This is a genomic window from Pseudomonas oryzihabitans (assembly GCF_024652905.1).
Lineage (GTDB): Bacteria > Pseudomonadota > Gammaproteobacteria > Pseudomonadales > Pseudomonadaceae > Chryseomonas > Chryseomonas benzopyrenica.
The window spans coordinates 69,175-96,097 of sequence record NZ_CP102428.1 but is presented as its reverse complement, the minus strand read 5'-3'; the positions used below and the strand labels follow the sequence as shown (position 1 = coordinate 96,097).

At 66.8% G+C, this 26,923-nt stretch carries 17 protein-coding genes and 1 pseudogene; 9 read left to right on the top strand and 9 right to left on the bottom strand.

What is annotated here, in order from left to right; genetic code table 11:
- Positions 1 to 37: 37 nt before the first annotated feature.
- From topA to fadB, 4 genes are all read right to left on the bottom strand, one after another.
- On the bottom strand, positions 38 to 2,644 hold the full coding sequence (gene topA / locus NRG74_RS00425) for a type I DNA topoisomerase (protein ID WP_257705468.1): 2,607 nt from the start codon (positions 2,642 to 2,644) through the stop codon (positions 38 to 40).
- Positions 2,645 to 2,793: 149 nt separating this feature from the next.
- Positions 2,794 to 3,045 (bottom strand): DUF1653 domain-containing protein, encoded by a 252-nt coding sequence (locus NRG74_RS00420; RefSeq protein ID WP_026083700.1) that lies wholly within the window; start codon positions 3,043 to 3,045, stop codon positions 2,794 to 2,796.
- A gap of 72 nt (positions 3,046 to 3,117) precedes the next feature.
- The gene (gene fadA, locus NRG74_RS00415) at positions 3,118 to 4,296 is read right to left on the bottom strand and encodes an acetyl-CoA C-acyltransferase FadA (protein WP_017639784.1); all 1,179 of its coding nucleotides are present in this window, start codon (positions 4,294 to 4,296) and stop codon (positions 3,118 to 3,120) included.
- A 15-nt stretch (positions 4,297 to 4,311) separates the two neighbouring features.
- Entirely contained in the window at positions 4,312 to 6,459 is a 2,148-nt protein-coding gene (gene fadB / locus NRG74_RS00410; protein ID WP_027598372.1) for a fatty acid oxidation complex subunit alpha FadB, read from the bottom strand.
- Positions 6,460 to 6,872: 413 nt separating this feature from the next.
- Here fadB and NRG74_RS00405 point away from each other — a divergent pair, with 413 nt between their 5' ends.
- Positions 6,873 to 7,313 (top strand): universal stress protein, encoded by a 441-nt coding sequence (locus tag NRG74_RS00405; protein WP_017639786.1) that lies wholly within the window; start codon positions 6,873 to 6,875, stop codon positions 7,311 to 7,313.
- Positions 7,314 to 7,331: 18 nt separating this feature from the next.
- Here NRG74_RS00405 and NRG74_RS00400 read toward each other — a convergent pair whose 3' ends face one another.
- Positions 7,332 to 9,236: an ATP-binding cassette domain-containing protein gene (locus tag NRG74_RS00400; protein WP_017639787.1), complete on the bottom strand. Its 1,905-nt coding sequence runs from the start codon at positions 9,234 to 9,236 to the stop codon at positions 7,332 to 7,334.
- Between the two features lie 220 nt (positions 9,237 to 9,456).
- On the opposite strand from NRG74_RS00400, the gene NRG74_RS00395 reads away from it, so the two are divergent.
- The 5 genes and pseudogenes from NRG74_RS00395 (at position 9,457) to phnE (ending at position 14,825) form a co-directional block, all read left to right on the top strand.
- Entirely contained in the window at positions 9,457 to 11,385 is a 1,929-nt protein-coding gene (locus NRG74_RS00395; RefSeq protein ID WP_257705467.1) for a transglycosylase SLT domain-containing protein, read from the top strand.
- A 196-nt stretch (positions 11,386 to 11,581) separates the two neighbouring features.
- On the top strand, positions 11,582 to 12,430 hold the full coding sequence (locus tag NRG74_RS00390) for a putative selenate ABC transporter substrate-binding protein (protein WP_231354494.1): 849 nt from the start codon (positions 11,582 to 11,584) through the stop codon (positions 12,428 to 12,430).
- Positions 12,427 to 13,236: a phosphonate ABC transporter ATP-binding protein gene (locus tag NRG74_RS00385; protein WP_160923256.1), complete on the top strand. Its 810-nt coding sequence runs from the start codon at positions 12,427 to 12,429 to the stop codon at positions 13,234 to 13,236. The genes NRG74_RS00390 and NRG74_RS00385 overlap by 4 nt, the downstream gene beginning before the upstream one ends.
- A pseudogene (locus NRG74_RS00380) lies at positions 13,230 to 14,042 on the top strand (PhnE/PtxC family ABC transporter permease); the annotation flags it as partial. The gene NRG74_RS00385 and the pseudogene NRG74_RS00380, both read left to right, overlap by 7 nt.
- A 51-nt stretch (positions 14,043 to 14,093) precedes the next feature.
- The gene (gene phnE, locus NRG74_RS00375) at positions 14,094 to 14,825 is read left to right on the top strand and encodes a phosphonate ABC transporter, permease protein PhnE (RefSeq protein WP_257706544.1); all 732 of its coding nucleotides are present in this window, start codon (positions 14,094 to 14,096) and stop codon (positions 14,823 to 14,825) included.
- A 169-nt stretch (positions 14,826 to 14,994) separates the two neighbouring features.
- Here phnE and selA read toward each other — a convergent pair whose 3' ends face one another.
- Positions 14,995 to 16,404 (bottom strand): L-seryl-tRNA(Sec) selenium transferase, encoded by a 1,410-nt coding sequence (gene selA, locus NRG74_RS00370; RefSeq protein ID WP_257705466.1) that lies wholly within the window; start codon positions 16,402 to 16,404, stop codon positions 14,995 to 14,997.
- Positions 16,405 to 16,605: 201 nt separating this feature from the next.
- Between selA and NRG74_RS00365 the strand changes: the two genes are divergently transcribed.
- From NRG74_RS00365 to NRG74_RS00355, 3 genes are all read left to right on the top strand, one after another.
- A complete protein-coding gene (locus NRG74_RS00365; protein WP_257705465.1) occupies positions 16,606 to 17,784 on the top strand; it encodes a hypothetical protein in 1,179 nt (392 codons plus the stop codon).
- Between the two features lie 118 nt (positions 17,785 to 17,902).
- Positions 17,903 to 18,427: an ankyrin repeat domain-containing protein gene (locus tag NRG74_RS00360; RefSeq protein ID WP_257705464.1), complete on the top strand. Its 525-nt coding sequence runs from the start codon at positions 17,903 to 17,905 to the stop codon at positions 18,425 to 18,427.
- Positions 18,428 to 19,084, top strand: a complete 657-nt coding sequence (locus tag NRG74_RS00355) for a nucleotidyltransferase domain-containing protein (protein ID WP_257705463.1) — start codon at positions 18,428 to 18,430, stop codon at positions 19,082 to 19,084.
- A 15-nt stretch (positions 19,085 to 19,099) separates the two neighbouring features.
- Here NRG74_RS00355 and NRG74_RS00350 read toward each other — a convergent pair whose 3' ends face one another.
- From NRG74_RS00350 to katG, 3 genes are all read right to left on the bottom strand, one after another.
- Entirely contained in the window at positions 19,100 to 20,023 is a 924-nt protein-coding gene (locus NRG74_RS00350; protein WP_437181165.1) for an SdiA-regulated domain-containing protein, read from the bottom strand.
- A 67-nt stretch (positions 20,024 to 20,090) separates the two neighbouring features.
- On the bottom strand, positions 20,091 to 24,086 hold the full coding sequence (locus NRG74_RS00345) for a Pls/PosA family non-ribosomal peptide synthetase (protein ID WP_257705461.1): 3,996 nt from the start codon (positions 24,084 to 24,086) through the stop codon (positions 20,091 to 20,093).
- Between the two features lie 232 nt (positions 24,087 to 24,318).
- Complete coding sequence (katG, locus tag NRG74_RS00340; protein WP_257705460.1) at positions 24,319 to 26,580, bottom strand: catalase/peroxidase HPI; 2,262 nt, start codon at positions 26,578 to 26,580, stop codon at positions 24,319 to 24,321.
- Positions 26,581 to 26,923 lie beyond the last annotated feature (343 nt).

Sequence of the window (26,923 nt, the reverse complement as noted above, 5' to 3'; positions counted from 1 at the left end):
CACGCCGACCACCTGTCTCGCGCCGGAGCCAAAGGCCCTAGCGCTTCTCTTCCACCTGCCACTTCTTGCCGTCGTAGAAGGCCTTCCAGCCGGTGGGCTTGCCCTCGACCTCGGTCTGCACGTACTGCTCCTTGGTCTTGCGGCTGAAGCGGATCACCGCCGGGCGGCCTTCGGCGTCCTTCATCGGGGCACTCAGCAGATAATGGTACTTGGGATCGATCTCGTCGCGATGGGGCAGCAGTTCACTGACCAACGGCGCACGGGTCTCGCGATTCTTCGGGAAGCCACTGGCGGCCAGGAACAAGCCCGAAGCCCCGTCGCGCAACACATAGGTGTCGTCGACCTTTTCGCAGCGCAGCTCAGGCATGGGCACGGCATCCATCTTCGGCGGAGCCGGCTCGCCGTTCTTGAGCAACTTGCGAGTGTTCTTGCAGGCCGGATTGGTACAGCCGAAGAATTTGCCGAAACGGCCGGTCTTGAGCTGCATCTCGCTGCCGCACTTGTCGCATTCCAGCGACGGGCCTTCGTAGCCCTTGATGCGATAGCTGCCCTCTTCGATCTCGTAGCCTGGGCAGTCCGGATTGTTGCCGCAGACGTGCAGCTTGCGATGCTCGTCGATCAGATAGGCGTCCATCGCGGTGCTGCAGATGGGGCAGCGATGCTTGCCACGCAGGACCAGCGATTCGGACTCACCCTCGTCGTCTTCGGCGATCTCGTCGCCCGGCACCAGGTTGATGGTGGCCTTGCAGCGTTCCTTGGGCGGTAGGGCATAGCCCGAGCAGCCGAGGAAGACCCCGGTGGAGGCGGTCCGGATCATCATCGGCCGGCCGCAGAGCTGGCATGGAATGTCGGTCAGGGTGGGCTGATTGGCCCTCATGCCCTTCTCGCCCGCTTCGGCGTTCTCCAGCTTCTGCTTGAAGTCGCCATAGAATTCGTCGAGCAGATTCTTCCAGTCCCGCTCGCCCTGGGCGACGTTGTCCAGGTTGCCTTCCATGTTGGCAGTGAAGCTGAAGTCCATCAGGTTGGCAAAGCTTTCGTTGAGGCGATCGGTGACGATGTCGCCCATCTTCTCGGCATAGAAACGGCGGTTGTGCACCGTCACGTAGCCACGATCCTGGATGGTGGAGATGATGGCGGCGTAGGTGGACGGCCGGCCGATGCCGCGCTTCTCCAGCTCCTTGACCAGGCTGGCTTCGGAGAAGCGGGCCGGCGGCTTGGTGAAGTGCTGGCTCGGGTCGAGCTTGACCAGGCCGAGGTCCTCGCCCTGCTTCATCTCCGGCAGGACGTCGTCGTCACCCGGCTTGCCCTGTTGCGGCAGGACGCGGGTGTAACCATCGAACTTGAGGATGCGACCGCGGGCACGCAGCTCGAAGTCGCCCGCCGCGGCGGTCACCGTGGTGGACAGGTACTCGGCGGGCGGCATCTGGCAGGCTAGGAACTGGCGCCAGATCAACTCGTACAGCCGCTCGGCGTCCCGCTCCATGCCCGACAGGCTGTTGGGCTTGACGTTAACATCGGACGGACGAATGGCTTCGTGCGCCTCCTGGGCGCCTTCGCGACTGCCGTAGACGTTGGCCTTTTCCGGCAGGTACTGCTTGCCGAATTCGCTCTCGATGTAGCCACGGGCCATGGCGATGGCGTCGCCCGACAGGTTGGTCGAGTCGGTACGCATGTAGGTGATGTAGCCGGCCTCATAGAGACGCTGGGCCATCATCATGGTCTTCTTCACCCCGAAGCCCAGGCGATTGCTCGCCGCCTGCTGTAGGGTGGAGGTGATGAAGGGCGCGGAGGGCCTGCTGCTGGTCGGCTTGTCTTCGCGCTTGGCGATGCGATAGGCGGCCTTTTCCAGCTTTGTCAGGGCGGCCCTGGCCTGGGCTTCGTTCAGCGGCTTGAAGGCTTCGCCCTTCTCGCGCACCACTTCGAAACGCACCTGGGCCTTTTTCGGCGTGGCCAGGTCAGCGTGGATCTCCCAGTATTCCTCGGGGACGAAGGCGCGGATCTCGCGCTCGCGCTCCACCACCAGCTTGACCGCTACCGACTGAACTCGACCGGCGGACAGGCCACGGGCGATTTTCGACCACAGCAGCGGCGAGACCATGTAGCCGACCACGCGGTCAAGAAAACGCCGCGCCTGCTGGGCGTTGACGCGATTGATGTCCAGTTCGCCGGGCTGGGAGAAGGCCTCTTGGATGGCCTTCTTGGTGATCTCGTTGAAGACCACGCGCTTGTAGCGCGAGTCGTCGCCGCCGATGGCTTCCCGCAGGTGCCAGGCGATGGCCTCCCCTTCGCGGTCCAAGTCGGTCGCGAGATAGACGGTGTCGGCGTCCTTGGCCAGGCGGCGCAGTTCCTCGATCACCTTTTCCTTGCCGGGCAGGATTTCGTAGTGCGCCTTCCAGCCGTGCTCGGGATCGACACCCATGCGGGCGAACAGCTGACGCCGGGCCTTTTCCTTGGGTGACAGCGCGGGCGCCTCGGCGGCGGTCTTGCGCGTCTTGGCGGCGGGCTCCTTGGCGGTGCCGGCGCCGCTGGTGGGAAGGTCGCGGATGTGGCCGATGCTCGACTTCACCACGTACTGGTTACCCAGATACTTGTTGATGGTCTTGGCCTTGGCCGGGGATTCCACGATGACCAGCGATTTACCCATGGGAGAGTCAGATTCCTGCTTGAAAGCGATGAGCGAGCGAAAGGCGAGCGCCAATACGGCGGATGGAGGACCAGAACGACTTCAGTCTGGTGCGCCGGGGGCGGTCGGCCAACGCGGCACCGCTATATATAGTGGCGATGTCGGCAAGGTCAAGGCTGCGGCGTGGCATCCAGACCCAAGGGATCGGCTTCGACGCTGATCAACGCGAAGCGCGGCACCTGCTCGCCATCGACCTGGACGCTCTCGCGAAACATGCTCAAGGGGCGGGCCCAGAGACCATATTCGCCATACAACGCCTGATAGATGACCAGCTCTTCCTCGGTCTCCGAATGCCGGGCCAGACCCAGCACCCGATACTGCTGACCCTTGTAGTGCCGGTAGAGTCCCGTCTGCAATGCCATGTTCCACCTCGAAAAAAGAAAACCGGGGCAGCCCTGGGGGCGCCCCGGTCGGATGACGCACGCTGCGGCGGATCAGCGCAGGCGTTCGAACACCGTGGTGATGCCCTGGCCAAGCCCCACGCACATGGTGGCCAGGCCGAAGGTGCCGTCATTCTGTTTCATGACATTTAACAGCGTGCCTGAAATTCTGGCGCCAGAGCAACCGAAGGGGTGACCCAGGGCAATGGCGCCCCCGTGCAGATTGACCTTTTCCTCCATCTTGTCGAGCACCTTGAGGTCCTTGAGCACCGGCAGAGCCTGGGCGGCGAAGGCTTCGTTGAGCTCGATGAAATCGATGTCGGCGATGGTCAGGCCGGCACGCTTGAGCGCCTTCTGCGAGGCCGGGACCGGACCGTAGCCCATGATCGCCGGGTCGACGCCGGCCACCGCCATGGAGCGGATCTTAGCCAGCGGTTGCAGGCCCAGGTCCTGGGCGCGCTGGGCGGACATGACCAGCATGCAGGAGGCGCCATCAGTGATCTGCGAGGAGGTGCCGGCGGTCACGGTCCCGCCCTTCGGGTTGAAGGCCGGCTTCAAGGCCGCCAGTCCTTCGAGGGTGGTTTCCGGACGGATGGTCTCGTCCTGGCTGAAGACCTTGAGGAAGCCGTTCTCGTCGTGACCTTCCAGGGGAATGATCTCGTCCTTGAACTTGCCTTCCTGGGTCGCCTTCCAGGCCAGTTGATGAGAGCGGTAGCCGAACTGGTCCTGGGCCTCGCGGGTGATGCCGTGCATCTTGCCCAGCATCTCGGCGGTCAGGCCCATCATGCCGGAGGCCTTGGCGGCGTGCAGCGACAGCTGGGGATTCGGATCGACGCCGTGCATCATGCCGACGTGGCCCATGTGCTCCACCCCGCCGACGACGAAGACGTCGCCGTTGCCGGTCTGGATCGCCTGGGCGGCGGTGTGCAGGGCGCTCATGGAGGAACCGCACAGGCGGCTCACCGTCTGGGCGCCGCTGGTATGGGGGATGCGGGTCAGCAGCGAGGCCATGCGGGCGATGTTCCAGCCCTGTTCCAGGGTCTGGTTGACGCAGCCCCAGATCACGTCTTCCACCTCGGCCGGGTTGACCTGGGGGTTGCGGTCGAGGACCGCGTCGATCAGCCGCGCGGACAGGGTCTCGGCGCGGGTGTTGCGGTGCATGCCGCCCTTGGAACGGCCCATGGGCGTGCGGGCGAAGTCGACGATGACGACGTCTCTCGGATTCAGACTCATTTCTTTACTCCAGGCTCAACCGAAGAAGCGTTGGCCAGCGGCGGCCATTTCGCGGAGTTTGGGGGTCGGGTGGTACAGCGGCCCGAGGTCGGCGTACTTGTCGGCCATGGCGACGAATTCGGCCACGCCAAGGCTGTCGATGTAGCGCAGCGCACCGCCACGGAAGGGCGGGAAGCCGATGCCGTAGATCAGGCCCATGTCGGCCTCGGCGGCGCTTTCGACGATGCCGTCTTCCAGGCAGCGCACGGCTTCCAGACACAGCGGCACCATCATCCGCTCGACGATCTCCTCGTCGGTGAATTCACGCTGCTCGTAGGTGACGGGTGCCAGCACCTCGGCCACGGCCGGGTCGGCGACCTTCTTCGGCTTGCCCTTCTTGTCGGTCTCGTAGACGTAGAAACCCTTGCCGTTCTTCTGGCCGAAGCGCTGGGCTTCGTAAAGGGCGTCCACCGCGGTCTTGCGGCTTTCCTTCATGCGCTCGGGGAAGCCCTCGGCCATGACGTCGCGGGCGTGGTGGGCGGTGTCCATGCCGACCACGTCCATCAGGTAGGCCGGGCCCATGGGCCAGCCGAATTTCTCCATCAGCCGGTCGACGCGCTGGAAATCGGCCCCCTGGGCCAGCAGCGCGGCGAAGCCGCCGAAGTAGGGGAAGAGGATGCGGTTGACCAGGAAGCCGGGGCAGTCGTTGACCACGATGGGGTTCTTGCCCATCTGGCGGGCATAGGCCACGGTGGTGGCAATGGCCTTCTCGCTGGTCTTCTCGCCGCGGATCACCTCGACCAGGGGCATCATGTGCACCGGGTTGAAGAAGTGCATGCCGCAGAAGTTTTCCGGACGCTTGAGCGCCTGGGCCAGCAGGCTGATGGAAATGGTGGAGGTGTTGGAGGTGAGGATGGCGTCCTCGCGCACCTGGCCTTCCACCTCGGCCAGCACGGCCTGCTTGACCTTGGGATTCTCGACCACGGCCTCGACCACCAAGTCGACGCTCTTGAAGTCGCCATAGGACAGCGTCGGGCGGATGCGATTGAGCGCCTCGGCCATCTTCGCCGGCTCAAGGCGGCCCTTCTCGACGCGCTTGTTGAGCAACTTGCTGGCTTCGCTCAGCCCCAGCTCCAGGGCTTCGTCGCGAATGTCCTTCATCAGGATTGGGGTGCCCTTGAGCGCGGACTGGTAGGCGATGCCGCCACCCATGATGCCGGCGCCCAGCACGCTGGTCAGCTTGACCGGTGCGGCCTGCTTCTCCAGCACCTTGGCCTTGCGCTTGAGCGCCTGGTCATTGAGGAAGAGGCCGACCAGGCTGGCCGAGACCGAGGTCTGGGCCATCTTGGCGAAACCGGCGCCCTCGACTTCCAGCGCCTTGTCGCGGCCGTAGTTGGCGGACTTCTGGATGGCCTTGATGGCTTCCAGCGGTGCTGGATAGTGCGGACCGGCCTGGCTGGCGACGAAGCCCTTGGCCGATTCGAAGGCCATCATGGCTTCGATGGCATTGAGCTGCAGCTTTTCCAGCTTGGGCTTGCGCTTGGCGCGGTAGTCCAGCTCGCCGGCGGCGGCGCGGCGGACCAGGTCCAGGGCGGCGTCGAACAGGTGCTCGGGGGCGACCACGGCATCGGCCACGCCGACCTTGAGGGCGGTGGCGGCGTCGTTTTCCTTGCCCGACGCGATCCACTCGATGGCGTTGTCGCTGCCGATCAGGCGCGGCAGGCGGACGGTGCCGCCCCAGCCCGGATAGATGCCCAGCTTGACTTCCGGCAGGCCGATGCGCGCCGCGGTGCTCAGCACCCGGTAGTCGGCGGCCAGGGTCATCTCGCAACCGCCACCCAGAGCGATGCCGCCCACGGCGGCCACGGTGGGTACCGGCAGGTCTTCGAAGTCGTTGAAGATGCGGTTGATCTCGGCGATGCCGGCCTGCAGTTCTTCGGTCGGCCGGCCGAACATCTCGACGAATTCGGTGATGTCGGCGCCGACGATGAAGACGTCCTTGCCGCTGGTGACGATGACGCCGCGCAGGCCGGCGTGGGCTTTCAGGGCATCCACGGCCTGGCGGAATTCGCGCAGGGTGATGGCGCTGAACTTGTTGACCGATTCGCCTTGGAGGTCGAAGCGAAGTTCGGCGATGCCGTCCTCCACGTCGCGCACCGAAAGGGCTTTGCCTTCGAAAATCATCAGCGGGTCTCCCTTGAGTCCTGGTCGCGAAGCGGGCGGCGGCTTGGTGGAAGCCGAGAATCGCCAGCCCCGATATTGTTCTTTGGAGGGCACCGGCCGGGCCGGGGCGAAAATTCATACAACCGTTTGAACGGCTCGCACAACCTTCTGGCAAAAGCGGGCGCTTGTCAATTGGGACGCATGGGGAAAGCGCGAGCGGGGGTTCGCGTGGCGGGCGCTTGAGCTTGGCGCGCTTCTGTGCAAGATAGCCGTGGAGCTATCCCCGACTCCTGGAGTCGAAACTACAAGTGGGCGAGCCTCTGCCTGAACAGCTGCCGAGCGACAGCCGGTTCTTTCCAGGCAGAACCTGAAGCCTGCGAATCGAGCGCCAGCCACGGTACGGTCTGGCGCCCCATCATGAAGGAGAGATGTGTATGGCCTACCAACACATATTGGTTGCCGTCGACCTGACCGACGATTGCCAGCCGGTGATCCGCCGCGCCGTGGCCCTGGGTCAGTGCTGTGGCAGCAAGGTGTCCCTGGTGCACGTGGTCGAGCCCATGGCCATGGCCTTTGGCGGTGATGTGCCCATGGATCTGTCGTCGCTGCAGCAGCAGCAGATCGAGCAGGCGCGCGAGCGGCTGGATGGCTTCACCACCCAGTACGCCGAGTTGGCTGGCAATTGCGTGCTGGCCTATGGGCAGCCGCGCCAGGAGATCCACCGCATGGCCAAGGAGCAGGGCTGCGACCTGATCGTGGTCGGCAGCCATGGTCGTCACGGCCTGGCGCTGCTGCTGGGCTCGACGTCCAACGACCTGCTGCACGGCGCGCCCTGCGATACCCTGGCGGTGGCCCTGAACAAGGACAAGACCTGATCCCGCGGCCGGGTTGGATCACTCCAACTCGGCCCAGCGCTCGATGAGGCGATCCAGTTCGGCCTGCAGCGCGTCCATGCGGGCCAGCTTGGCCTGGGTGACCTCGCCCGGCAGCTGGTAGAAGCCGGGATCGGCAATCGCGGTCTGCAGGGCTTCCAGTTCGATCTCCGCGGTTTCGATGGCGCCTGGCAGGGCGTCCAGCTCACGCTGCTCCTTGTAGCTGAGCTTGCGCTTGGCCGGCGCGGCTGCGGGTGCCGCCACAGGAGCAGGCTCGGCCTTGGCGGCCGGCTGTACCGGCTTGTCTTCGCGGGTTTGTACGCCCAGCAGGCGCGGTGAGCCACCCTGGCGCAGCCAATCCTGGTAGCCACCGACGTACTCCCGTACCCGCCCTTCCCCTTCGAACACCAGGGTGCTGGTCACCACGTTGTCGAGGAAAGCCCGGTCGTGGCTGACCATCAGCACGGTGCCCTCGAAACTCAGCAGCACCTCTTCGAGCAGTTCCAGGGTCTCGACGTCGAGGTCGTTGGTGGGTTCGTCCAGCACCAGCAGGTTGGCCGGCTTGCTGAACAGCTTGGCCAGCAGCAGGCGCGCGCGCTCGCCACCGGACAGTGCCTTGACCGGGGTACGGGCACGCTGGGGGCTGAACAGGAAATCGCCCAGGTAGCTCAGCACATGGCGATCCTGGCCGTTGATGGTGATGAATTCGCGACCCTCGGCGAGGTTGTCGATCACCGTCTTCTCCGGCTCCAGTTGCAGGCGCAGCTGGTCGAAGTAGGCGATCTCCAGCTTGGTGCCGTACTGGATCTTGCCGGTGGTGGGCTGCAGGTCACCCAGCAGCAGCTTGAGCAGGGTGGTCTTGCCCGAGCCATTGGGGCCGAGCAGGCCGATGCGATCGCCACGCTGGATCAGCAGGGTCAGGTCGCGGATGAGCGGCTCGCCGCCGGGGTGGGCATAGCTCATGTGCTCGGCGAGGATGACCTGCTTGCCGGACTTGTCGGCCGTTTCCAGCAATAGATTGGCCTTGCCCTGGCGCTCGCGGCGCTCGCTGCGTTCGTTGCGCATGGCCTTGAGGGCACGGACCCGGCCTTCGTTGCGGGTCCGCCGAGCCTTGATGCCCTGGCGGATCCAGACCTCTTCCTGGGCCAGGCGCTTGTCGAACAGGGCATTGGCGGTCTCTTCCGCCGCCAGCTGCTGCTCCTTGTGCACCAGGAAGCTGGCGTAGTCGCCCTGCCAGTCGATCAGGTTGCCGCGGTCCAGTTCGAGGATGCGGGTGGCCAGCGCCTGGAGGAAGGCGCGGTCGTGGGTGATGAACAGCACGGCGCCGGGATAGCCGCGCAGGGCGTCTTCCAGCCAGGCGATGGCACCGATGTCCAGGTGGTTGGTGGGCTCGTCGAGCAGCAGCAGATCGGGCTCGGCCACCAGGGCCTGAGCCAGCAGCACGCGCCGCCGCCAGCCACCGGACAGTTCGGCGAGGGTCTTTTCCGCCGGCAGCTGCAGCCGGCTCAGGGTGCTTTCCACCAGTTGCTGCAGGCGCCAGCCATCACGGGCCTCCAGCTCCTGCTGGACGTGCATGAGGCGGTCCATGTCCAGCTCGCCACTGGTGTCCTGGGTCAGGTGATGGTATTCGGCAAGCAGCTCGCCGACGCCCGCCAGGCCGGCGGCCACCACGTCGAACACCGAGCGGTCGTCGGCGCGCGGCAATTCCTGCGGCAGCTCGCCGATCTTCAGCGCCGGCGCGCGCCAGACCTCGCCGTCGTCGGCCTGCTGCTCGCCCTTGACGATGCGCAGGAGGCTGGATTTGCCGGTGCCGTTGCGGCCGATGATGCATACCCGCTCGCCCCGTTCGATCTGCCAGGACACCCCGTCCAGCAAGGGGGTGACGCCAAAGGCCAGGGATACGTTGGTGAACTTGAGCAGCGCCATGGGTTTCTCCGCGAAAAAGGCCAGCCAGTCTAGCAGAGACGCCTACCCCGGCGCCGGTCGACGCGACCCGGCGAAACGCCCGGACCGCCCGACGGCAGGCCATGGCCGACGCTTTCGCCGCCTGGCGCCGGCACGTAAGCTAGACTGCCCCGTGACGGTCGGCCGCTGGCCCTGAGCCTGGCGCGCCGCCTCCTCCGCATTCAGCTTTTACGGAATTCCCATGCGCGGTCGCCTGTTCGTCATCCTGCCCCTGCTCCTCGCTCCCCTGATCGGCTCCACCACCTCGCAAGCCGCTCCCCTAGAGCAGCAGCGGCAACTCTACGACCAGGCCAAGGCGGCGCTGGATCGCGGCGACGCCAGCGTTTACCTGGCCAATCGCGGCGAATTGCGCACCTATCCGCTGGAGCCCTACCTGGCCTACGACGAGCTGATCAAGCGCGTCCCCGGCGCCAGCGACGCCGAGATCGAGACCTTTCTCGCCGAGCACGGCGATCTGCCGCAGTCCAACTGGCTGCGTCTGCGCTGGCTGCGCAGCCTGGCCGATCGCGGCGACTGGAATCGCTTCGAGAAATACTATTCGCCCGACTACAACTTCACCGAACTGGATTGCCTGCACGGCCAGTACCTGATCGCCCAGGGCAATGCCAGCGAGGGCTTCAAGCTCGCGGAGAAGTACTGGCTGGTGGGCAAGGCCCAGCCGACCAGCTGCGACGGCCTGTTCCAGGCCTGGGCGGCGCGCGGCCAGCTCACCGAGGAGCGGGTCTGGGAGCGCGCCAAGCTGGCCGCTGACAAGGGCGAATACGGCCTGGTGCGCACCCTCTCCGCCCAGTTGCCGACGCTGTCCGGCCAGGCCCAGCGGCTGATCGACGTGGCGCAGAAGCCGCAGCAGATCGCCAATGTCCAGGCCTTCGCCCCGGCCAGCGAGAGCCTCGCCGACGTGGTCGGCCTGGGCCTGCGCAAGCTGGCGCGCCAGGATCCGGAACAGGCCATGGGTCTGCTGGATGTCTACAGCCAGCGCATGCCCTTCACCCGCGACGAAAAGGTCGCCATCGCCCGCCAGATCGGCCTGACCCTGGCGAAGAACTTCGATCCGCGCGCCCTGCCGTTGATGGAGCGTTACGATCCCGAGCTGCGTGACGATGACGTCAGCGAATGGCGCGCCCGATTGCTCCTACGCCTGGGTCGCTGGAGCGATGCCCATGCCCTGATCGAGCGCTTTCCACCCAGTCTGGCCAAGGCCAATCGCTGGGAATACTGGCGCGCCCGCACCTTGGAGCTGATCCAGCCGCAGAGTCCGGCGGTGCTGCGCGAATACGCCGAAGTCAGTCGCGAGCGTGACTATTACGGCTTTCTCGCTGCCGACCGCAGCAAGGCGCCCTATCAGCTCAACAACAAGCCGCTGGTGCTCAGCGACGCCCTCAAGCGCAAGGTACGCAACACCCCGGGCGTGCAGCGGGCCTTGGAATTCATCGCTCGCGGCGAGCCGATCAATGCCCGCCGCGAGTGGTTCTACGTCAGCCGGCACTTCAACCGTGACGAACTGGTGGCCCAGGCGCGCATGGCCTACGACATGCAGTGGTATTTCCCGGCGATTCGCACCATCAGCCTGGCCAAGTACTGGGACGACCTGGATATCCGCTTCCCCATCGCCTATCGCGAGAGCTTCGTGCGCGAGGCCCAGACCCGCGGCCTGCACAGCAGCTGGGTGTTCGCCATCACCCGCCAGGAGAGCGGTTTCATGGCCGATGCGCGCTCCGGCGTGGGCGCCATGGGGCTGATGCAGCTGATGCCGGCCACCGCCAGCCATACCGCCAGCAAGTTCGCCATTCCCCTGGCCTCGCCGCAGCAGGCGCTGACCCCGGAAAAGAACATCCAGCTGGGCACCGCCTATCTGTCCATGGTCCATGCCCAGTTCAACGGCAACCGCGTGCTGGCCTCGGCCGCCTACAACGCCGGCCCGGGCCGGGTGAAGCGCTGGCTGAACGGCGCCCGCCACCTGGCCTTCGATGTCTGGGTGGAGACCATTCCCTTCGACGAGACGCGGCAATACGTGCAGAACGTGCTGGCCTACGCGGTGATCTACGGGCAGAAGCTCAATTCGCCACAACCCCTGGTGGACTGGAACGAGCGCTTCTTCGACGAGACCTGAGCGCCTGCCGGCTAATCTCCCCCTCCCTGGCGGACTCGAACGCTGCTTCGAGTCTGCCGCGCAGTCGCCGTCTAGAGCGTTTCCGTCGCTGCGCCGCACGTTCCGGCAAGGCCTCCGGCCCCGTGACGGCTGCGCAATCGAGTGTCACCCCCTATACTGCAGCCCCTTTTTTTCCGCTATTGAACCGGAGAAACCCATGCTCAAGCGTTCGCTGGCCCTGGCAGCAGGCCTGGCCCTGTCCCTGACGTCCCTGCTTTCCCATGCCGCCGACGAACTGCGCGTCTCGGCCATTCCCGACGAGGCGCCCACCGAGCTGATCCGCAAGTTCAAGCCGCTGGGCGAATACCTGGAGCAACGCCTGGGCATGCCGGTCAAGTTCGTGCCGGTGTCCGACTATGCCGGCGTGGTGGAAGCCATGGCGTCGGATCGACTGGACCTGGCCTGGTTCGGTGGCTTCACCTTCGTCCAGGCGCAGCGTAAGGCGCCGATGAATCCCCTGGTACAGCGCGAGGAAGATCAGCAGTTCACCAGCAAATTCATCACCGCCGACCCGGCCGTGAAGAGCCTGCAGGACCTCAAGGGCAAGACCTTCGCCTTCGGTTCGGTCTCCTCCACTTCGGGCAGCCTGATGCCGCGCTACTTCATGCAGCAGGACGGCATCGTTCCCGAGCAGTTCTTCTCGCGGGTAGCCTATTCCGGCGCCCACGACGCCACCGTCGCCTGGGTTGCCGCGGGCAAGGCCGATGCCGGGGTGCTCAATGCCTCGGTGTGGAAGAAGCTGGTCGACGCCGGCAAGGTCGACACCAGCAAGGTGCGGGTGATCGCCACCACCCCAGCCTACTACGACTACAACTGGACGGTGCGGGGCAATCTGGATCCGCAACTGGCGGCCAAGATCAAGCAGGCCTTCCTCGACCTGGACCCGGCCAAGCCGGCGGACAAGGCGATCCTCGACCTGCAGGCGGCCAGCCGCTTCGTGCCGACCTCGCCGGACAACTACAAGAGCATCGAGGCTTCCGCCCTGGCAGCCGGCCTGCTCAAGTGAGTCTCGCCCTCAGGGGCGTGACGCTGGTACACGCCGACGGCTCGCCCGCCCTGGCCGATCTCGACCTGCACCTGGAACAGGGTGAGCAGGTCGCCCTGATCGGCCCGTCCGGGGCGGGCAAGACCAGCCTGCTGCGGCTGCTGGCCACCGGGCTGCGGCCTGTGACGGGTCAGCTGGAGCTACTCGGGGAAGATCCCTGGACGCTGGGCAACCGCGCGCGGCGCCAGCTGCGCGCCCGTATCGGTCTCATCCACCAGGCCCCGCCGCTGCCCGCACGCCAGAGAGTCATCACCGCGGTGCTGGCCGGACGGCTCGGCCAGTGGTCGCTGGCGCGTAGCCTGGTCAGCCTGGTGCATCCCCTGGATCGCGCCGGTGCCGCTGCGGCCCTGGCGCCGCTGGATCTCGCCGACCGTCTCTACGCCTCCTGCGATCAGTTGTCCGGTGGCCAGCTGCAGCGCATCGGCATCGCCCGGGCGCTCTACCAGCAACCGCAGCTGCTGCTCGCCGACGAACCCGTGTCGGCCATGGACCCGGTGCTGGCCGGCCATACCCTGGAGGTGCTGCGTGACGCCGCCGGGCGCCAGGGCAGCACCCTGGTCACCAGCCTGCACAACGTCGAACTGGCGCTGCAGCGCTTTCCGCGCATCCTCGGTCTGCGTGCCGGCCGGCTGCTGTGGGACAAGCCCGCCAGCGCGGTGAGCGAGGCCGATCTCGCGGCGCTCTATGCCAATGACGGTCTGAGCTCCACTCTATCGCCCGCCGCGCCGACTCCGGCCGAGACACCGCTCGATCTGCCACGATGCTGAATCCGCCTCGTCGGGACCCCGCTGCCCGGCCCCGCCTGCTGCTCACCCTGCTGGCCCTGGTGCTGGCCTGGCCGACGCTGCGCCTGGCGGAATTCGATCTGCTGGGCCTCTTCACCGGCGACAATGCCCGCACCATGGGCAACTTTCTCGCCGGCTTCTGGCCCCCGGCCCATGACGCCGACTTTCTCGCCGTGCTGGGTCGCGCCACCCTGGAAACCCTGGCCATCGCCACCTTGGGCATGGCCCTGGCGGCACTGATCGCCCTGCCCGCTGCCCTGCTGGCCACCCGCGCGCTGTCGATTTCCGCCCTGCCCCGCGCCGGTCGCCCCGGTCGGTTGCCGCGCCTGCTCCGCGGGCTGGTCCGCGGGGTACTGATCGTCCTTCGCAGCGTGCCGGAGATCGTCTGGGCGCTGCTGTTCGTCCGCGCCGTCGGCCTGGGCCCCACGGCGGGGGTGCTGGCCATCGCCATCACCTACGGCGGCATGCTGGGCAAGGTCTATGCGGAGATCTTCGAATCGGTCGATCCCCGCCCGGCGCGGGCCCTGCTACTGCAAGGCGCCGGGCGCCTGCAGGCCTTCGTCTATGGCGTGCTGCCCAATGCAGCAGGCGAGATGATTTCCTATAGCGTCTACCGCTGGGAGTGCGCCATCCGCGCCTCGGTGGTGATGGGCTTCGTCGGCGCTGGCGGCCTCGGCCAGCAGGTCGACCTGTCGCTACGCATGTTCGCCGGTGGCGAGGTGGCCAGCCTGCTGCTGACCTTCTTGGTGCTGGTGCTGTTGGCCGATGTGCTGAGCCGGCTGCTGCGCCAGGTGGAGCGCGGCCAAGGCCGTGGCCCCGGGCTGTTGACGGTAGTGGCGATGGGCACCGCCCTGCTGGTGTCCATCAGCTACCTGGGCACCGCCTTCGGTGAATTGCTGAGCGCCCGCGCCCTGGGTCAGATGGGTAGCTTCCTGGCCGATTTCCTCAAGCCGGATTTCTCCGTCGGCCAGCTGTCGGCCGTGGCCCGGGGCGCGGTGGAAACCCTGGCGATGTCGGCCCTGGGTACCCTGCTCGCCGGGCTGCTGGGGCTGCTGCTGGCCTTGCCGGCGGCCGGCCGCTTCGGCCTGGCCGCCCTGGCGCTGGCGCGACTGCTGCTCAACGCCCTGCGTGCCGTTCCCGAACTGGTCTGGGCGGCACTGATGGTACTGGCCGCCGGACTCGGCCCCAACGCCGGCACCCTGGCGCTGGCCCTGCACACCGCCGGGGTGCTTGGCCGATTGTTCGCCGAAGCCCTGGAAAACACCCCCAAGGCACCGGCCGAGGCCATCCGCCTGGCCGGCGGCGGCGCGCTGACGGCCTTTCTCTACGGCACCCTGCCGGCGGTCTGGCCGCAGTTGCTGGCCTATCTGCTCTATCGCTGGGAAAACAATATCCGCATGGCCAGCATCCTCGGTTTCGTCGGCGCCGGCGGCCTGGGGCAGCAGCTGTATTTCAGCCTGAGCCTGTTCCAGCAGGCCCAGGCCGCCACCGTGATCCTCGGCATGCTGGTGCTGGTGCTGGGCGTAGATCTGCTGAGCAATTGGGCCCGGCAGCGCTGGGTCGTTCGTTAGAGCCTATTCAAAGGCTGCTGCGCGTCGGCCAAACGGCGTTGAAAAGACCATCGGAATGCTCATTTACTACTCGTAAACTCGTTCGCGAGCCCGGTCCGCTTCCTCAGGCCTTTTCGCGGGGCCGCCGAGGCCTTGTTTGGCTCTAGCTCGCGAGCCTTTGAACAGGCTCTTAGCGAATCTCCGGCAGCAGCAGCGCTGGCAGTTGCGCGAGAAAGGCGGCTTCGTCGTCGAGCTGGCGCAGGTCCAGCCAGAGCGCATCGGCGTCGATGCGGCCCACCACCGGAATGGGGAGCTGGCGCAGGCCCTCTTCCAGTTGCCGCAAGGCGCGCCCACGCAGGCGCTTGCTGACCTGGGGACGACAGCACAGCGCCGCGCCGGGGAGCCGCGCCACTGGCTGGGCGCCGCTGCCGATCATGCCCAATGCCGGTTCCACGCTTACCGCATAGTTCGTACCCAGGACGGCGGCGAAGGATGGCAGCAGGCGCTCGGCCTGGGCGGTGATGTCAGCCGCCGGGCGAGATAGCAGACGCAGGCTGGGCAGCCGCTCGGCCAAGCGATCCGGATCGCGATAGAGCGCCAGGGTCGCTTCCAGGGCGGCCAGGGTCAGCTTGTCTACCCGCAGGGCGCGCTTGAGCGGATTCTTCTTGATGCGTTCGATGAGGTCGCGCCGGCCGACGATGAGGCCGCACTGGGGTCCGCCAAGCAGCTTGTCGCCACTGAAGGTCACCAGGTCCGCGCCATCGCGCAGGGCCTGCTGCACCGTGGGTTCGGCGGGCAGGCCCCAGCGGGTCAGGTCCACCAGGGTGCCGCTACCCAGGTCTTCCAGCAGCGGAACCTCATGGGCGCGGGCGATGGCGGCCAGCTCGGGCGTGGCGACGCTGGCGGTGAAACCCTGGACGCTGTAGTTGCTGGTGTGCACGCGCATCAGCAGTGCGGTACGCGGCCCGATGGCCGCCTCGTAGTCGCGCGCATGGGTGCGATTGGTGGTGCCCACTTCCACCAGCTTGACCCCGGCGCGGGCCATGATGTCGGGAATGCGGAAGGCGCCACCGATCTCGATCAGCTCGCCACGGGACAGCACCCCTTCCTTGCGTGCGCCTATGGCATGCAGGGCCAGCAGGACCGCCGCGGCGTTATTGTTGACCACGGTCACCGCCTCGGCGCCGGTCAGTTCGCGTACCAGGTCGGCCACCAGGTCGTCGCGATCGCCGCGCTTGCCGGTGGCCAGGTCGAATTCCAGATTCATCGGCTGACGCGCGGCCTCGCTCACCGCGGCGATGGCCTCTTCCGCCAGCAGGGCCCGCCCCAGGTTGGTGTGCAACACCGTGCCGGTGAGGTTGAACACCCGCCGCACCCGCGGCTGACTGCTCAGCGCCAGGCGCTCGCCCAGGCGTCCGGCCAGAACGCCCTCCTCCACCTCCACGGCGGCCAGGGTGCCCGCTCTCAAGGCCTCGCGCAGATCGTCCAGCAGGGACCGGTAGCCGCCAAGCACCTGCTCGCGACCGTGCCGCTCCTCCAGCGGACGCGAAGCGGGATGGCGCAGCAGGCGGTCGATGGATGGCAGGCGGATGGCGGTCATGAAAGCCTCTTGGGTCGAGTCGACCCCCAGTGTAGCCCGAACCCACGACGGGTCGACCAGGGTACTGGCAGACCCAAGGAGCTGCCGCAGGCGCCGCCAGCCATGACCGCAGGCGGCTGGGCCCAGACCTCGGCCGTCTGGAAATGACCCCCGGGTTCCCGGTTTGCCGCGTGCCAGAGCCCGTCCTAGGATGGAAATCGAGTGCTTGCCCGACCGTCCGCCCACGACGCCGACGGCAGCGCCCTGGCCACCACGTCCACCGCCTTCGACAACAACAAAGGTGCCGTCATGTCCAAGAAAACCTCCCTCTGGGCCAGCGATGGCCTGTTCGACCACAGCGACATCGTCAGCCTCGGCAACTTCACCTATGTGCACACGCTGAAGAGTGCCGAGGTCGCGCCGCTGCAGCAGACCGCCTCGTCCAGCACCCCCACCGTCAGCGAATTTCTCAACGGCGCCATCAGCGAGTACGTGCTGGGTGGCACGCCCGACGGCATGCGGCCCTTCCTGGTCGATGGCCATCAGCTGACATTGCACAACTCGCTCAACGGCGCGACGGCCCACACCTGGATCACCGCCGAGAACCAGGTACTCATCACCTATGCTGGCACCACCCGCGGCGAGAACCTGCTGATCGATCCCCTCTCCACCGCCGGTGGCCTTCTGAGCGATCTGCAGATCCTCGGCCAGCAGGTGTCCAGCGCCCAGCACCAGTCGCTGGACTTCGCCCACCAGGTGATCGAGGCGGCGGCCAAACAGGGTTATGGCACCCAGGACATCTTCGTCACCGGTCACTCCCTGGGTGGCATCTCGGCGGAATACGTTGCCCAGCAGACCGGTCTGGGCGGCATCAGCTTCGAAGCCTCGGGGATTCCGCGTGACCTGCACGCGGTGGGCCAGGGAGGCAACTTCGTCAACGTGGTCACCCTCGGTGATCCAGTGGCCAACTACAGTTCCGACATCCGTGGCGAGCAACCCTTCGCGCCCAGCTTCGTCAGCCAGGCCGAGGGCGGTGGCAGCCTGCCGCACTATGGCTCGCTGTTCCTGATCGGCGCCCAGGCGGATCAGCAGGACCTGGCCGAGGCGGCGGCCAAGGTGGGCCACCTGTTCAGCGGCGACAACGGCGGCCAGGTCACGCCGGTGGATGCCGCCCTGCATCCGGTCAGCGTCACTGCCGGATTGGCCGAGGCAGTGCGACTGATCGCCGAATTCCACCTGCCGGCCGCCGAGTACACCAACCTGGGCGTGACACCTACCGGTGGCTTTCTCGATACCCTGCCGGCCCATATAGGCACTGCCCACGGCCCGGTGCTGATGGTCGGCAACTACAGCGTGGCGGAGCTGCAGGCCTTTGCCGAGACCCACGCGACCTTCGGTTAGCCGGCTCGCGGCGGCCTTCTTTCGCCGCCGCGAGAGAACTCCCCCTTGCCGTTCGGGTCTGCCCTCCTATCGTCCGGGACCCCGAGGGTCCCGCCCGCCTTTAGCCCAGGAGAACCCCATGACCGCAGACGGTCCCCAGCGCATGACCGATGAAGAAGCCCAGGAATTCGCCACCGAGGTGTTCAACCTTGCGCGCACCGGCAATGCCGAGGTGCTGGCCCTGGTACTGGACAAGGGGCTGACGCCCAATCTGCGCAATCACAAGGGCGACAGCCTGCTGATGCTGGCCAGCTACCACGGTCACCTGGAGGCCAGTCGCGTCCTGCTGGAGCACCGGGCCGATCCGAATCTGGCCAACGACATGGGCCAGTCGCCCCTGGCCGGGGCGGCCTTCAAGAGCAACCTGCCGATGGCCGAACTGCTGCTGGAGCACGGCGCCGCCGTGGAGGGCGCCATGCCCGACGGCAAGACCGCGCTGATGATGGCGGCCATGTTCAATCACGTGCAGATGGTGGAATTGCTGGTCGCCCGCGGCGCCGATCCCAAGGCCCGGGACGCCGCCGGCAACACGGCGCTGAGCGTGGCCCGCGCCATGGGCGCCCAGGACACCCCCGCCGTGCTGGAGCGACTGGGCGGCGTCTGAATGGCTCGTTGTTCAGCGGCGGACAACGCCACGCTGGTGGCAGCCCTTGCCAAAGTGCTGCGCCACGACTACGGCTGTCATACCGCTATCCTCTACGGCTCGCGCGCTCGTGGCGACTGGGAGCCTGACAGCGATCTGGATGTACTAGGGTTCCGGGATACGGACGCCCCGATCCGCTTGCCCACGGACTGGCAGGGCCTATATGTGGATGGCTGGATTGATGCGACCGCTGCACGACCCAATGCCAGTTGGGTTCGGCTAAAGGGCGGCCGAGTCTTGTTCCAGCGCGAACGGTTTGGCGAGCAGGTGCTTGCCCAGGTGGAAGAGCTAGTAGCAGAACAGACCGTAGCGCTGTCAACCGATGAACGTCTCCACCGGCAACAGTGGGCGCGGCGCATGTTGCGCCGGGCAGCACGCGACGATGCCGAAGGTCACTATCGGCTTCACTGGCTGCTGTTCTCCCTGCTGGAAGACTATTTCGCGGTGCGGGGACTCTATTATCCGGGTCCGAAAGCGGCTTTTGCCTTTTTGCGCCAAGGTGCGCCTGAGCACTTTCATGGCTTTGATCGAGCGATGGCGATGAGGGGCTCGCTAACCGAGGTGGCCGATCTGGTTAGCTTGATCTACGACCCCTCCACCGGTATCGAGCAGTCTTGAGTCCAAGCACCTGTTTCAGCGCTTCTGGTAGCGATAGAACAGGTTAGGCTCGCTGACCACATAGAGGTTGCCGGCGGTATCCAGGGTGACACCCTCGGGCTGGCGGATCCGCCGTGACAGGCCGCCGAAGGGCGCCACCAGGGAACGGGTATCCAGGGTATGGCCCTGGTCGTCGAGTTCGATCAACACCCGTGACTCGTCGCTGAGCAGCAGCAGGTGACCGGTACGGCGATCGACGTGGACCGCGGAGAGATCGCCGGTGCTCGGCGCCTGGTCCAGCCAGGCCTGGCGGTCGATGATGCGCAGGGCGAAGTCGCCATCGAAGCTCTTGAGCAGGCCACGGATCTCATAGAGCTTGCGCGGTGAGTGCTCCTTGACCAGGAACAGCCGATCGCGGGCGGCGTCGTAGTCCAGGCCTTCGAAGCCCTGGTTGGCGCGGGGGAAGAGATCCAGCGTCAGGCTGCGATAGTCCTTGCGCCGGAGCACGTCGTCACCCTCGGGGATGCCTACCAGGGTCAGGGCGTTGGCGCCCTCTTCCGCCAGCAGCAGGCGGTCGTTGCCCAGGTAGGTCACGCCTTCGACGTCGTCGAAGCCTTCCAGGCGATGGCGTTGCAGCAGCTCGCCGTCCCGGCTCAGGGCCAGCAACTCCGGCGGATTGTTGACCACCGCCCAGAGGCGATCCCGCTCCGGGTCATAGCTGAGGTCGGACAGATTCTCGGTGACGCCGGCCACCGGCTTGGCTTCCACCGCCACCCGGTAGCGACCGAGTTCCAAGGAGGTTCGGGGTTCGCTCTGCCACTGCTGGCCGACCCAGAACAGCAACTGGCTGTCCAGATGGCTGCTGCGCAGGCCCTGGGTCACCCCCAGTGCCAGCAGCAGCGCCAAGACCAGCAGCCAGCCGGTCCGTCCAATCCTGATCCGTCGTACCCACGCCGTCATCGCCTTGCCCCGTCATTGTTGTACGGGGCGGAGTATCCGGGGCTGTCTTTATGGTTGTGTGACAGTCCTAGCGCCGGGGCTGAACGGGGTTACCCTCCCAGCGCGAGCGACCCGGCAGGGTTTCGCCCTTCATCACCAGTGACAGCGGGCCCAGCTCCACGTTGTCGCCGACGCGGGCGCCATAGAGCACCACGCTGCGCGGCCCCAGGTTGACCCCGGCCCCCAGCTCGACTTCGCCCACCTTCATCACCCGATCTTCGAACAGGTGGGTCTGGGGCCCGGCCAGGGCATTGAGTTCGCCATGGTCACCGAGGCGCACGCAGTCGAATTCGGTGAGGTCGGTGGTATCCAGGTAGGTGCCCCGGCCCAGTCGGGCGCCGAGCAGGCGCAGCGCCAGCGGCAGCCAGGGCGTGCCACGCAGGGTGCCGAGCAGATTGGGCACCGCCAGGGTTTCGTAGAGGCTGGTGATGGCCTCGCTGCGCCAGACGAAGAAGGTCCACATGGGCGCCGAGCGTGGGCGATAACGACCGACCACCAGCCACTTGAGCCCCAGTACCACCAGGAAGCTGGCCAGGGCGAAGGCGCTGCCGGCCAGCAGGGTCTCGCCGAGCAGTAGCAGCCAGGCACCGGCCTGCCACAGCGGTACCAGGGCTTCGGCGATGGCGCAGCCGGCTGCGACGGTGAAGCCGGTGGGCAGCACGATGCGCAGAGCCTCGATCAGACCACGCGCCACCCGGCGCCAGGGTGCCGGGCGGAAGGTCAGGCTTTCCGGGTAACCGGTGAGGGTTTCGCGCGCCGGCAGCCGGACCGCCGGCGAGCCGAGCCAGGTTTCGCCCTGGCGCAGGGGCACGCCTTCGTCGAGTCGACCCAGGACACCGATCAGGGCGTCTTCGGGGATATGGCAGCCGTCGGCGACATAGGCGCCGTTGCCGACGAAACTGCGGCGGGCGATGGAGGTGCGCTTGAGGGTCATCCAGCCCTGGGCCACCTGTTCGTCGCCGAGCATCACGGCATCGGCGATAAAGGTCTCGGCGCCCAGTTCCAGCAGCGAGGAGACTGGGCCCTGGGCGGTTGAAATCTCCGCATCGCGACCGACCCGAGCACCCAGCAGGCGATACCAGAGCGCCGAATAAACGGTGGCATAGAGGCCCTGCAGGCTTTGCAGTGCCGACTCCTGGATCAGGTTGGCCAGCCACTTGCGCCAGTAGAAGAGGCTGTCGACCGACCACTGGCCTTCGTCCAGCCGCGGCAGGATCAGCCGGCGCGCCAGGGCGCAGCCGAGCAGGGTCAGGGCAACGCTGACCACGCCCAGCGGCAGGGCCAGTACGCCGTATTGCAGGGCATCGAGCATCAGCGAAGAGGTGTGCCACCAGGGCAGTCCACCAAAGCTTTCCAGTTCGTCGATCAGCAGCGCCAGGGGAAACAGCGGCATGAAGAACAGCACCGAGACCACCAGACCGCTGAGGGCATAGAGCCCTTTCAGTACGGCACGCTGGGCACGGGACACCGGGGTCGGCGGCAGGACGCGGGCACCGGCGGCGCCCTGGTCATGGGCCGGCGCGCCGCCCCAGTGGCGTCCGGCCGGGACGCGCTGCCCGCTGCGCAGGGCGGATTGGGCCTGTAGGCGTGCGCCGTCTCCGAGGGCGGTGTCGCCTTCGAGGATGGCATAGGAGCCGACCTGGGCTTCGCGACCCAGGGTCACGGCGCCGAGCAGCAGCTCGCCGCGCAGCACCCGGGCGTTTTCGAAGTTGACGCCGTTGCCCAGGCTGGCGCCCTGCCCCAGGGTCAGCAACTCGGGGACGCGCAGGGTCAGGGTGCCGACGAAGGCCTCGGCACCGACCTGGGCGCCCAGCAGCCGTAGCCAGCCACGGGCCAACGGCGAGCCACTGAGCAGATAGGTCGGCGCCAGGGCGAGAAAGCGCTCACCCAGCCACCAGCGGTAGTAGGTCAGGCCCCACAGCGGATAACGACCGGGCTGCAGGCGGCCGGTGAGGCGCTTGCCCACCACGGCGACGGCGAATTCCAGGCCGATGGCGAGGACGAACAGACTCAGGGCGGTCAGCATGGCCAGGGGCAGCGCGGTGCCGGAATGGATCAGCAGCGGGAAGGCCAGAAAGGGTGCCAACCAGCGTCCCAGGCGCAGGGTCAGCAGCGGCGGCAGGGCCACCGCTTGGGCCAGGCCGCAACGCCAGCGCCGCCAGCGGCTGGGCGGTGCCCAGGCCTCGGTGGCGGTGGCCTGGCCAGCCGCGGCGGCGTCGGCCTCCAGGGCCTCGGCGATGGCGCCCAGGGTGCGACCGGCATAGACCGCCTTGACCGTGGCGCTGGCATAGCGCGGATTGTCACGCAGGCGCGAAACCAGGCGGGCAGCGAACAGCGAGTGACCGCCCAGGTCATCGAAGAAATCCATCTCGGCGTGCAGCGCCTGGCCGGGAAACAGCTCGGCGGTAGCCGCCAGGAGCGCACCCAGGGCGCCGCTGGCGGCGGCGGTCGGCGCCACGGCGGCGATGGCCAGGGGACGGGCACGCAGTTGCTTGCGGTCGATCTTGCCGGAGTTCAGTCGCGGCATCTCGCCGAGCCACTCGAAACGGCTGGGCACCATGTACAGCGGCAAGCAGCCGGCCAGCTCGGTGCGCAGCAGGTCGCTGCGCGGTAGCGGACCGCCATCGCCGACCAGGAAGGCCACCAGTTGCTCCACCCCGCCTTCTTCGCGTAGCACCACGGCCACGGTCCCGACGCCGGGTTGCCGCGCCAGGGTGGCTTCGATCTCGCCCAGTTCGACGCGATAACCGCGGATCTTCACCTGGTCGTCGACGCGGCCCAGGCAGTGCACCTGGCCGTGTTCGTCGACCCGCGCCAGGTCACCGGTGCGATAGAGCTTGAGGTCGTGGCTGCCAGTGCTCCAGGGATTGGGCAGGAATTTCTCGGCGGTCAGTTCCGGCCGCCCCAGGTAGCCATCCGCCACGCCCGGACCGGTGATGCAGAGTTCGCCCACCTGATCGCGTGGCAGCAGCGCCAGCGGCAGGCTGGCATCGGCGTGCACCACCAGCAGGCTGTAGTTGGGCAGCGGCCGGCCGATGGTCACCAGCTCGCCCGGTTGCAGTTGCGCCAGACTAGCGGAGACAGTGGCCTCGCTCGGGCCATAGGTGTTGAACAGCCGCCGCTGCGGCCGACTCCAGCGCGCCACCAGGGGCTCGGGGCACATCTCGCCGCCGAGGTTGATCAGGCGCAGGCTGGGGACGTCTTCCGGCAACAGCGCCAACAGGGTCGGCACCACGTGCAGCACGCTGATGCGATGGGCGGTCAGGGCGCGGGCCAGGGCCTCGGGGTCGGCGGTGATCTCCCGCGGCGCCAGCCAGAGGGTGGCGCCCACCAGGTAGCTGATCCAGATCTCTTCGAAGGACATGTCGAAGGCCACCGAGAACCCCTGGTAGACCCGGTCGCCGGCCTCGATGCCGAGCAGCGAATTCTCGCTGCGCAGGAAGTGGCAGATGCTGTCCTGGCGAATGCCGATGCCTTTGGGTTTGCCGGTGGAGCCGGAGGTGTAGATCAGGTAGGCCAGGTGGTCCGGGGAGACCTGGCCACGCCGGCGCAGGATCTCGCCCTGGGCCAGGCCGACGCTCAGCTCGTCGGGGGTCCAGCAGCCGAGCCCGGGACGCGCCAGCAGATCGGCGAAGGGCGCCCCGGTGATCACGCCCACCGCCTGGGCATCTTCCAGGCACAGGGCCACGCGATCGGCCGGGGTTTCGGCATCGCAGGGCAACCACGCGGCGCCGGTCTTGGCGATGGCCAGCTGCATCACCAGCAGCTCGATACCGCGCGGCAGCCAGAGGCCGACCACGCGGCCAGGCCCGGCACCGGCGGCCAGCAGCCGCGAGGCGGCGCGATCGGCCCAGGCGTTCAGTTCGCCGTAACTCAAGCTGCGCTCGCCTTCGAGCAGGGCGGGCCGCTCGGGCGCCCGCGCCGCGGTGGCCTCGAACAGATCGGCGAGGACTTCATCGCGGCACAGATCGGGGCGGATGGGGCCTTCGACCAGACTGAGGGAGAGTTCGGCAAGCGCTTCCATGGGGGACAGCCTCTGGGTGTTTAGCGCAGTGTGTATCTCCCGGGTTACGCGCTCCTTAAGGCGCGCTTAGGGTTTGCTTAAGGCTGGCCTGACTTGGCGACCCCGAAGCCTGAGCACCTCTAAGATGAGCCTTTCAACTGGCCTTCCATTGATCGGCGATGAATGGAGGTTCGGTTGCACGGCCCCAAAAAAACGCCTCCCGGAGGAGGCGTTTTCAGTTACCGCTTGGCGATCAACGCAGATCGAAACGGTCCAGCTCCATCACCTTGGTCCAGACCTTGACGAAGTCCCGGACGAACTTCTCCTGGGCGTCGGCACTGCCGTAGACCTCGCTCAGGGCGCGCAGCTGGGCATGGGAACCGAACACCAGATCGACCCGGGTGCCGGTCCACTTCAGCTTGCCGCTCTGGCGATCACGACCTTCGAAGGTGGCCTTGTCCGGACCGGTGGCCTTCCATTCGGTGGCCATGTCCAGCAGGTTGACGAAGAAGTCGTTGGTCAGGGTCTGCGGTCGCTGGGTGAAGACGCCATGCTTGGCACCGTTCACGTTGATGTCCAGCACGCGCAGGCCGCCCAGCAGTACCGTCAATTCGGGCGCGGTCAGGTTCAGCAGGTGCGCCTTGTCCACCAGCAGGAATTCCGGCTTGACCTTGAACTCCCCGCCCACATAGTTGCGGAAGCCATCGGCCCAGGGCTCCAGATGCCCGAAGGAATGAACGTCGGTCTGCTCCTGGGAGGCATCCACGCGACCCGGGGTGAAGGGTACGCTGATCGAATGACCCGCCGCCTGGGCGGCCTTTTCCACCCCGACGCTACCGGCCAGCACGATCAGGTCGGCGATGGAGACCTGCTTGCCCTCCCCGTGGAAATCACGCTGGATGCCTTCCAGCACGCCCAGCACCTTGGCCAGTTGCGCCGGCTGGTTGACCTCCCAGTCCTTTTGCGGCGCCAGGCGCAGACGGCCACCGTTGGCACCACCGCGCTTGTCGGAACCGCGGAAGGTGGAGGCAGCCGCCCAGGCGGTGCCGACCAGTTCGGACACGCTCAGGCCGGACGCGGCCAGCTTATCCTTGAGCGTCTTGACCTCGGCCTCGCCCAGGGGCGCGCCTGCGGCCTTGGGCAGCGGGTCCTGCCACAGCAGCTCTTCGTTCGGGGTTTCCGGGCCCAGGTAGCGGGCCAGGGGACCCATGTCCCTGTGGGTCAGCTTGAACCAGGCACGGGCAAAGGCATCGGCCAGTTGGTCCGGGTTTTCCAGGAAGCGGCGGGAGATCTTTTCGTAGGCCGGATCGAAGCGCAGCGCCAGGTCCGAAGTGAGCATGGTCGGCTGGTGACGCTTGTTGGGATCATGGGCATCGGGCACGGCATTGGCACCAGCGCCGTCCTTCGGTCGCCACTGGTGGGCACCGGCGGGACTCTTGAACAGCTCCCACTCGAACTTGAACATGTTCTCGAAGTACTCGTTGCTCCAGCGGGTGGGCGTGGAGGTCCAGGTCACTTCGAGGCCGCTGGTGATGGTATCGGCGCCCTTGCCGGTGCCATAGCTGTTCTTCCAGCCAAGGCCCTGCTGCTCCAGATCAGCCGCTTCCGGCTCGGCACCGACGCTGGTGGCGGGACCTGCGCCGTGGGTCTTGCCGAAGGCGTGACCGCCAGCGATGAGGGCGACGGTTTCCTCGTCGTTCATGGCCATGCGGCCAAAGGTCTCGCGGATGTCATGGGCCGAAGCCACCGGGTCGGGGTTGCCCTCCGGGCCTTCCGGGTTCACGTAGATCAGGCCCATCTGCACCGCGCCCAGGGGATTTTCCAGGGTGCGCTGCGGATTATCATTGCGACTGTGCTCCACCGGATGCTGCTCGGGCTGTGCGGTCAGCACACCGTCGCCGGGCTGCTCCATCTTCTTGTGGGCGCCATAGCGCACGTCACCACCCAGCCAGACGGTTTCCGAACCCCAGAACACCGCATCGTCCGGTTCCCAGACGTCCTGGCGACCGCCGGAGAAGCCGAAGGTCTTGAAGCCCATGGATTCCAGGGCGACGTTGCCGGTGAGGACGATGAGGTCGGCCCAGGAGATCTTGCGCCCGTACTTCTGCTTGACCGGCCAGATCAGCCGGCGTGCCTTGTCCAGGCTGACGTTGTCCGGCCAGCTGTTCAGGGGCGCGAAGCGCTGCTGGCCCTGACCGGCGCCGCCGCGGCCGTCACCGACCCGATAGGTACCGGCGCTGTGCCAGGCCATGCGCACGAACAGCGGACCGTAGTGCCCGAAGTCGGCCGGCCACCAGTCCTGGGAATCGGTCATCACGGCGCGCAGGTCAGCCTTCACCGCCTCCAGATCGAGGCTCTTGAATTCGGCGGCGTAGTCGAAGTCCTCGCCCATGGGGTCGGACAGCGAGGAATGCTGGTGCAGGAAGTTGAGATTGAGCTGATTCGGCCACCAATCCTTGTTGGTGGTACCGCCGCCGGCGGCGTGATTGAACGGGCACTTGGATTCGGTCGACATCTTCTTGGCACCTCAGGGTCTTGTTCATCCGGTTGTCAGCCGTGACGGCAGCACGGCCTTCAGAAGGCAGGGTTCCGGTCGTGTCGGCCCTAGGGGCTCGACAGACACAGCTGCCGGCGTCGAGCCGGCGCAGGGGGAAGCCCCACCCTGGGCAAAACGGACGTTGCGGTCATTGTTATCCCCTCATCAGATGGGCACACCGACGAAGCGGCGTAAGATCCATACTAGATGGCTTCGCCGCCTGGCGTGATAGAAGGTTTTGTGTCCCTCGATAGACTGGCTCTGCAAGATGACCCCGGAGTGACAGGGTGCTGCCAGCCGACTCTTGTCGCGATAAGCAACG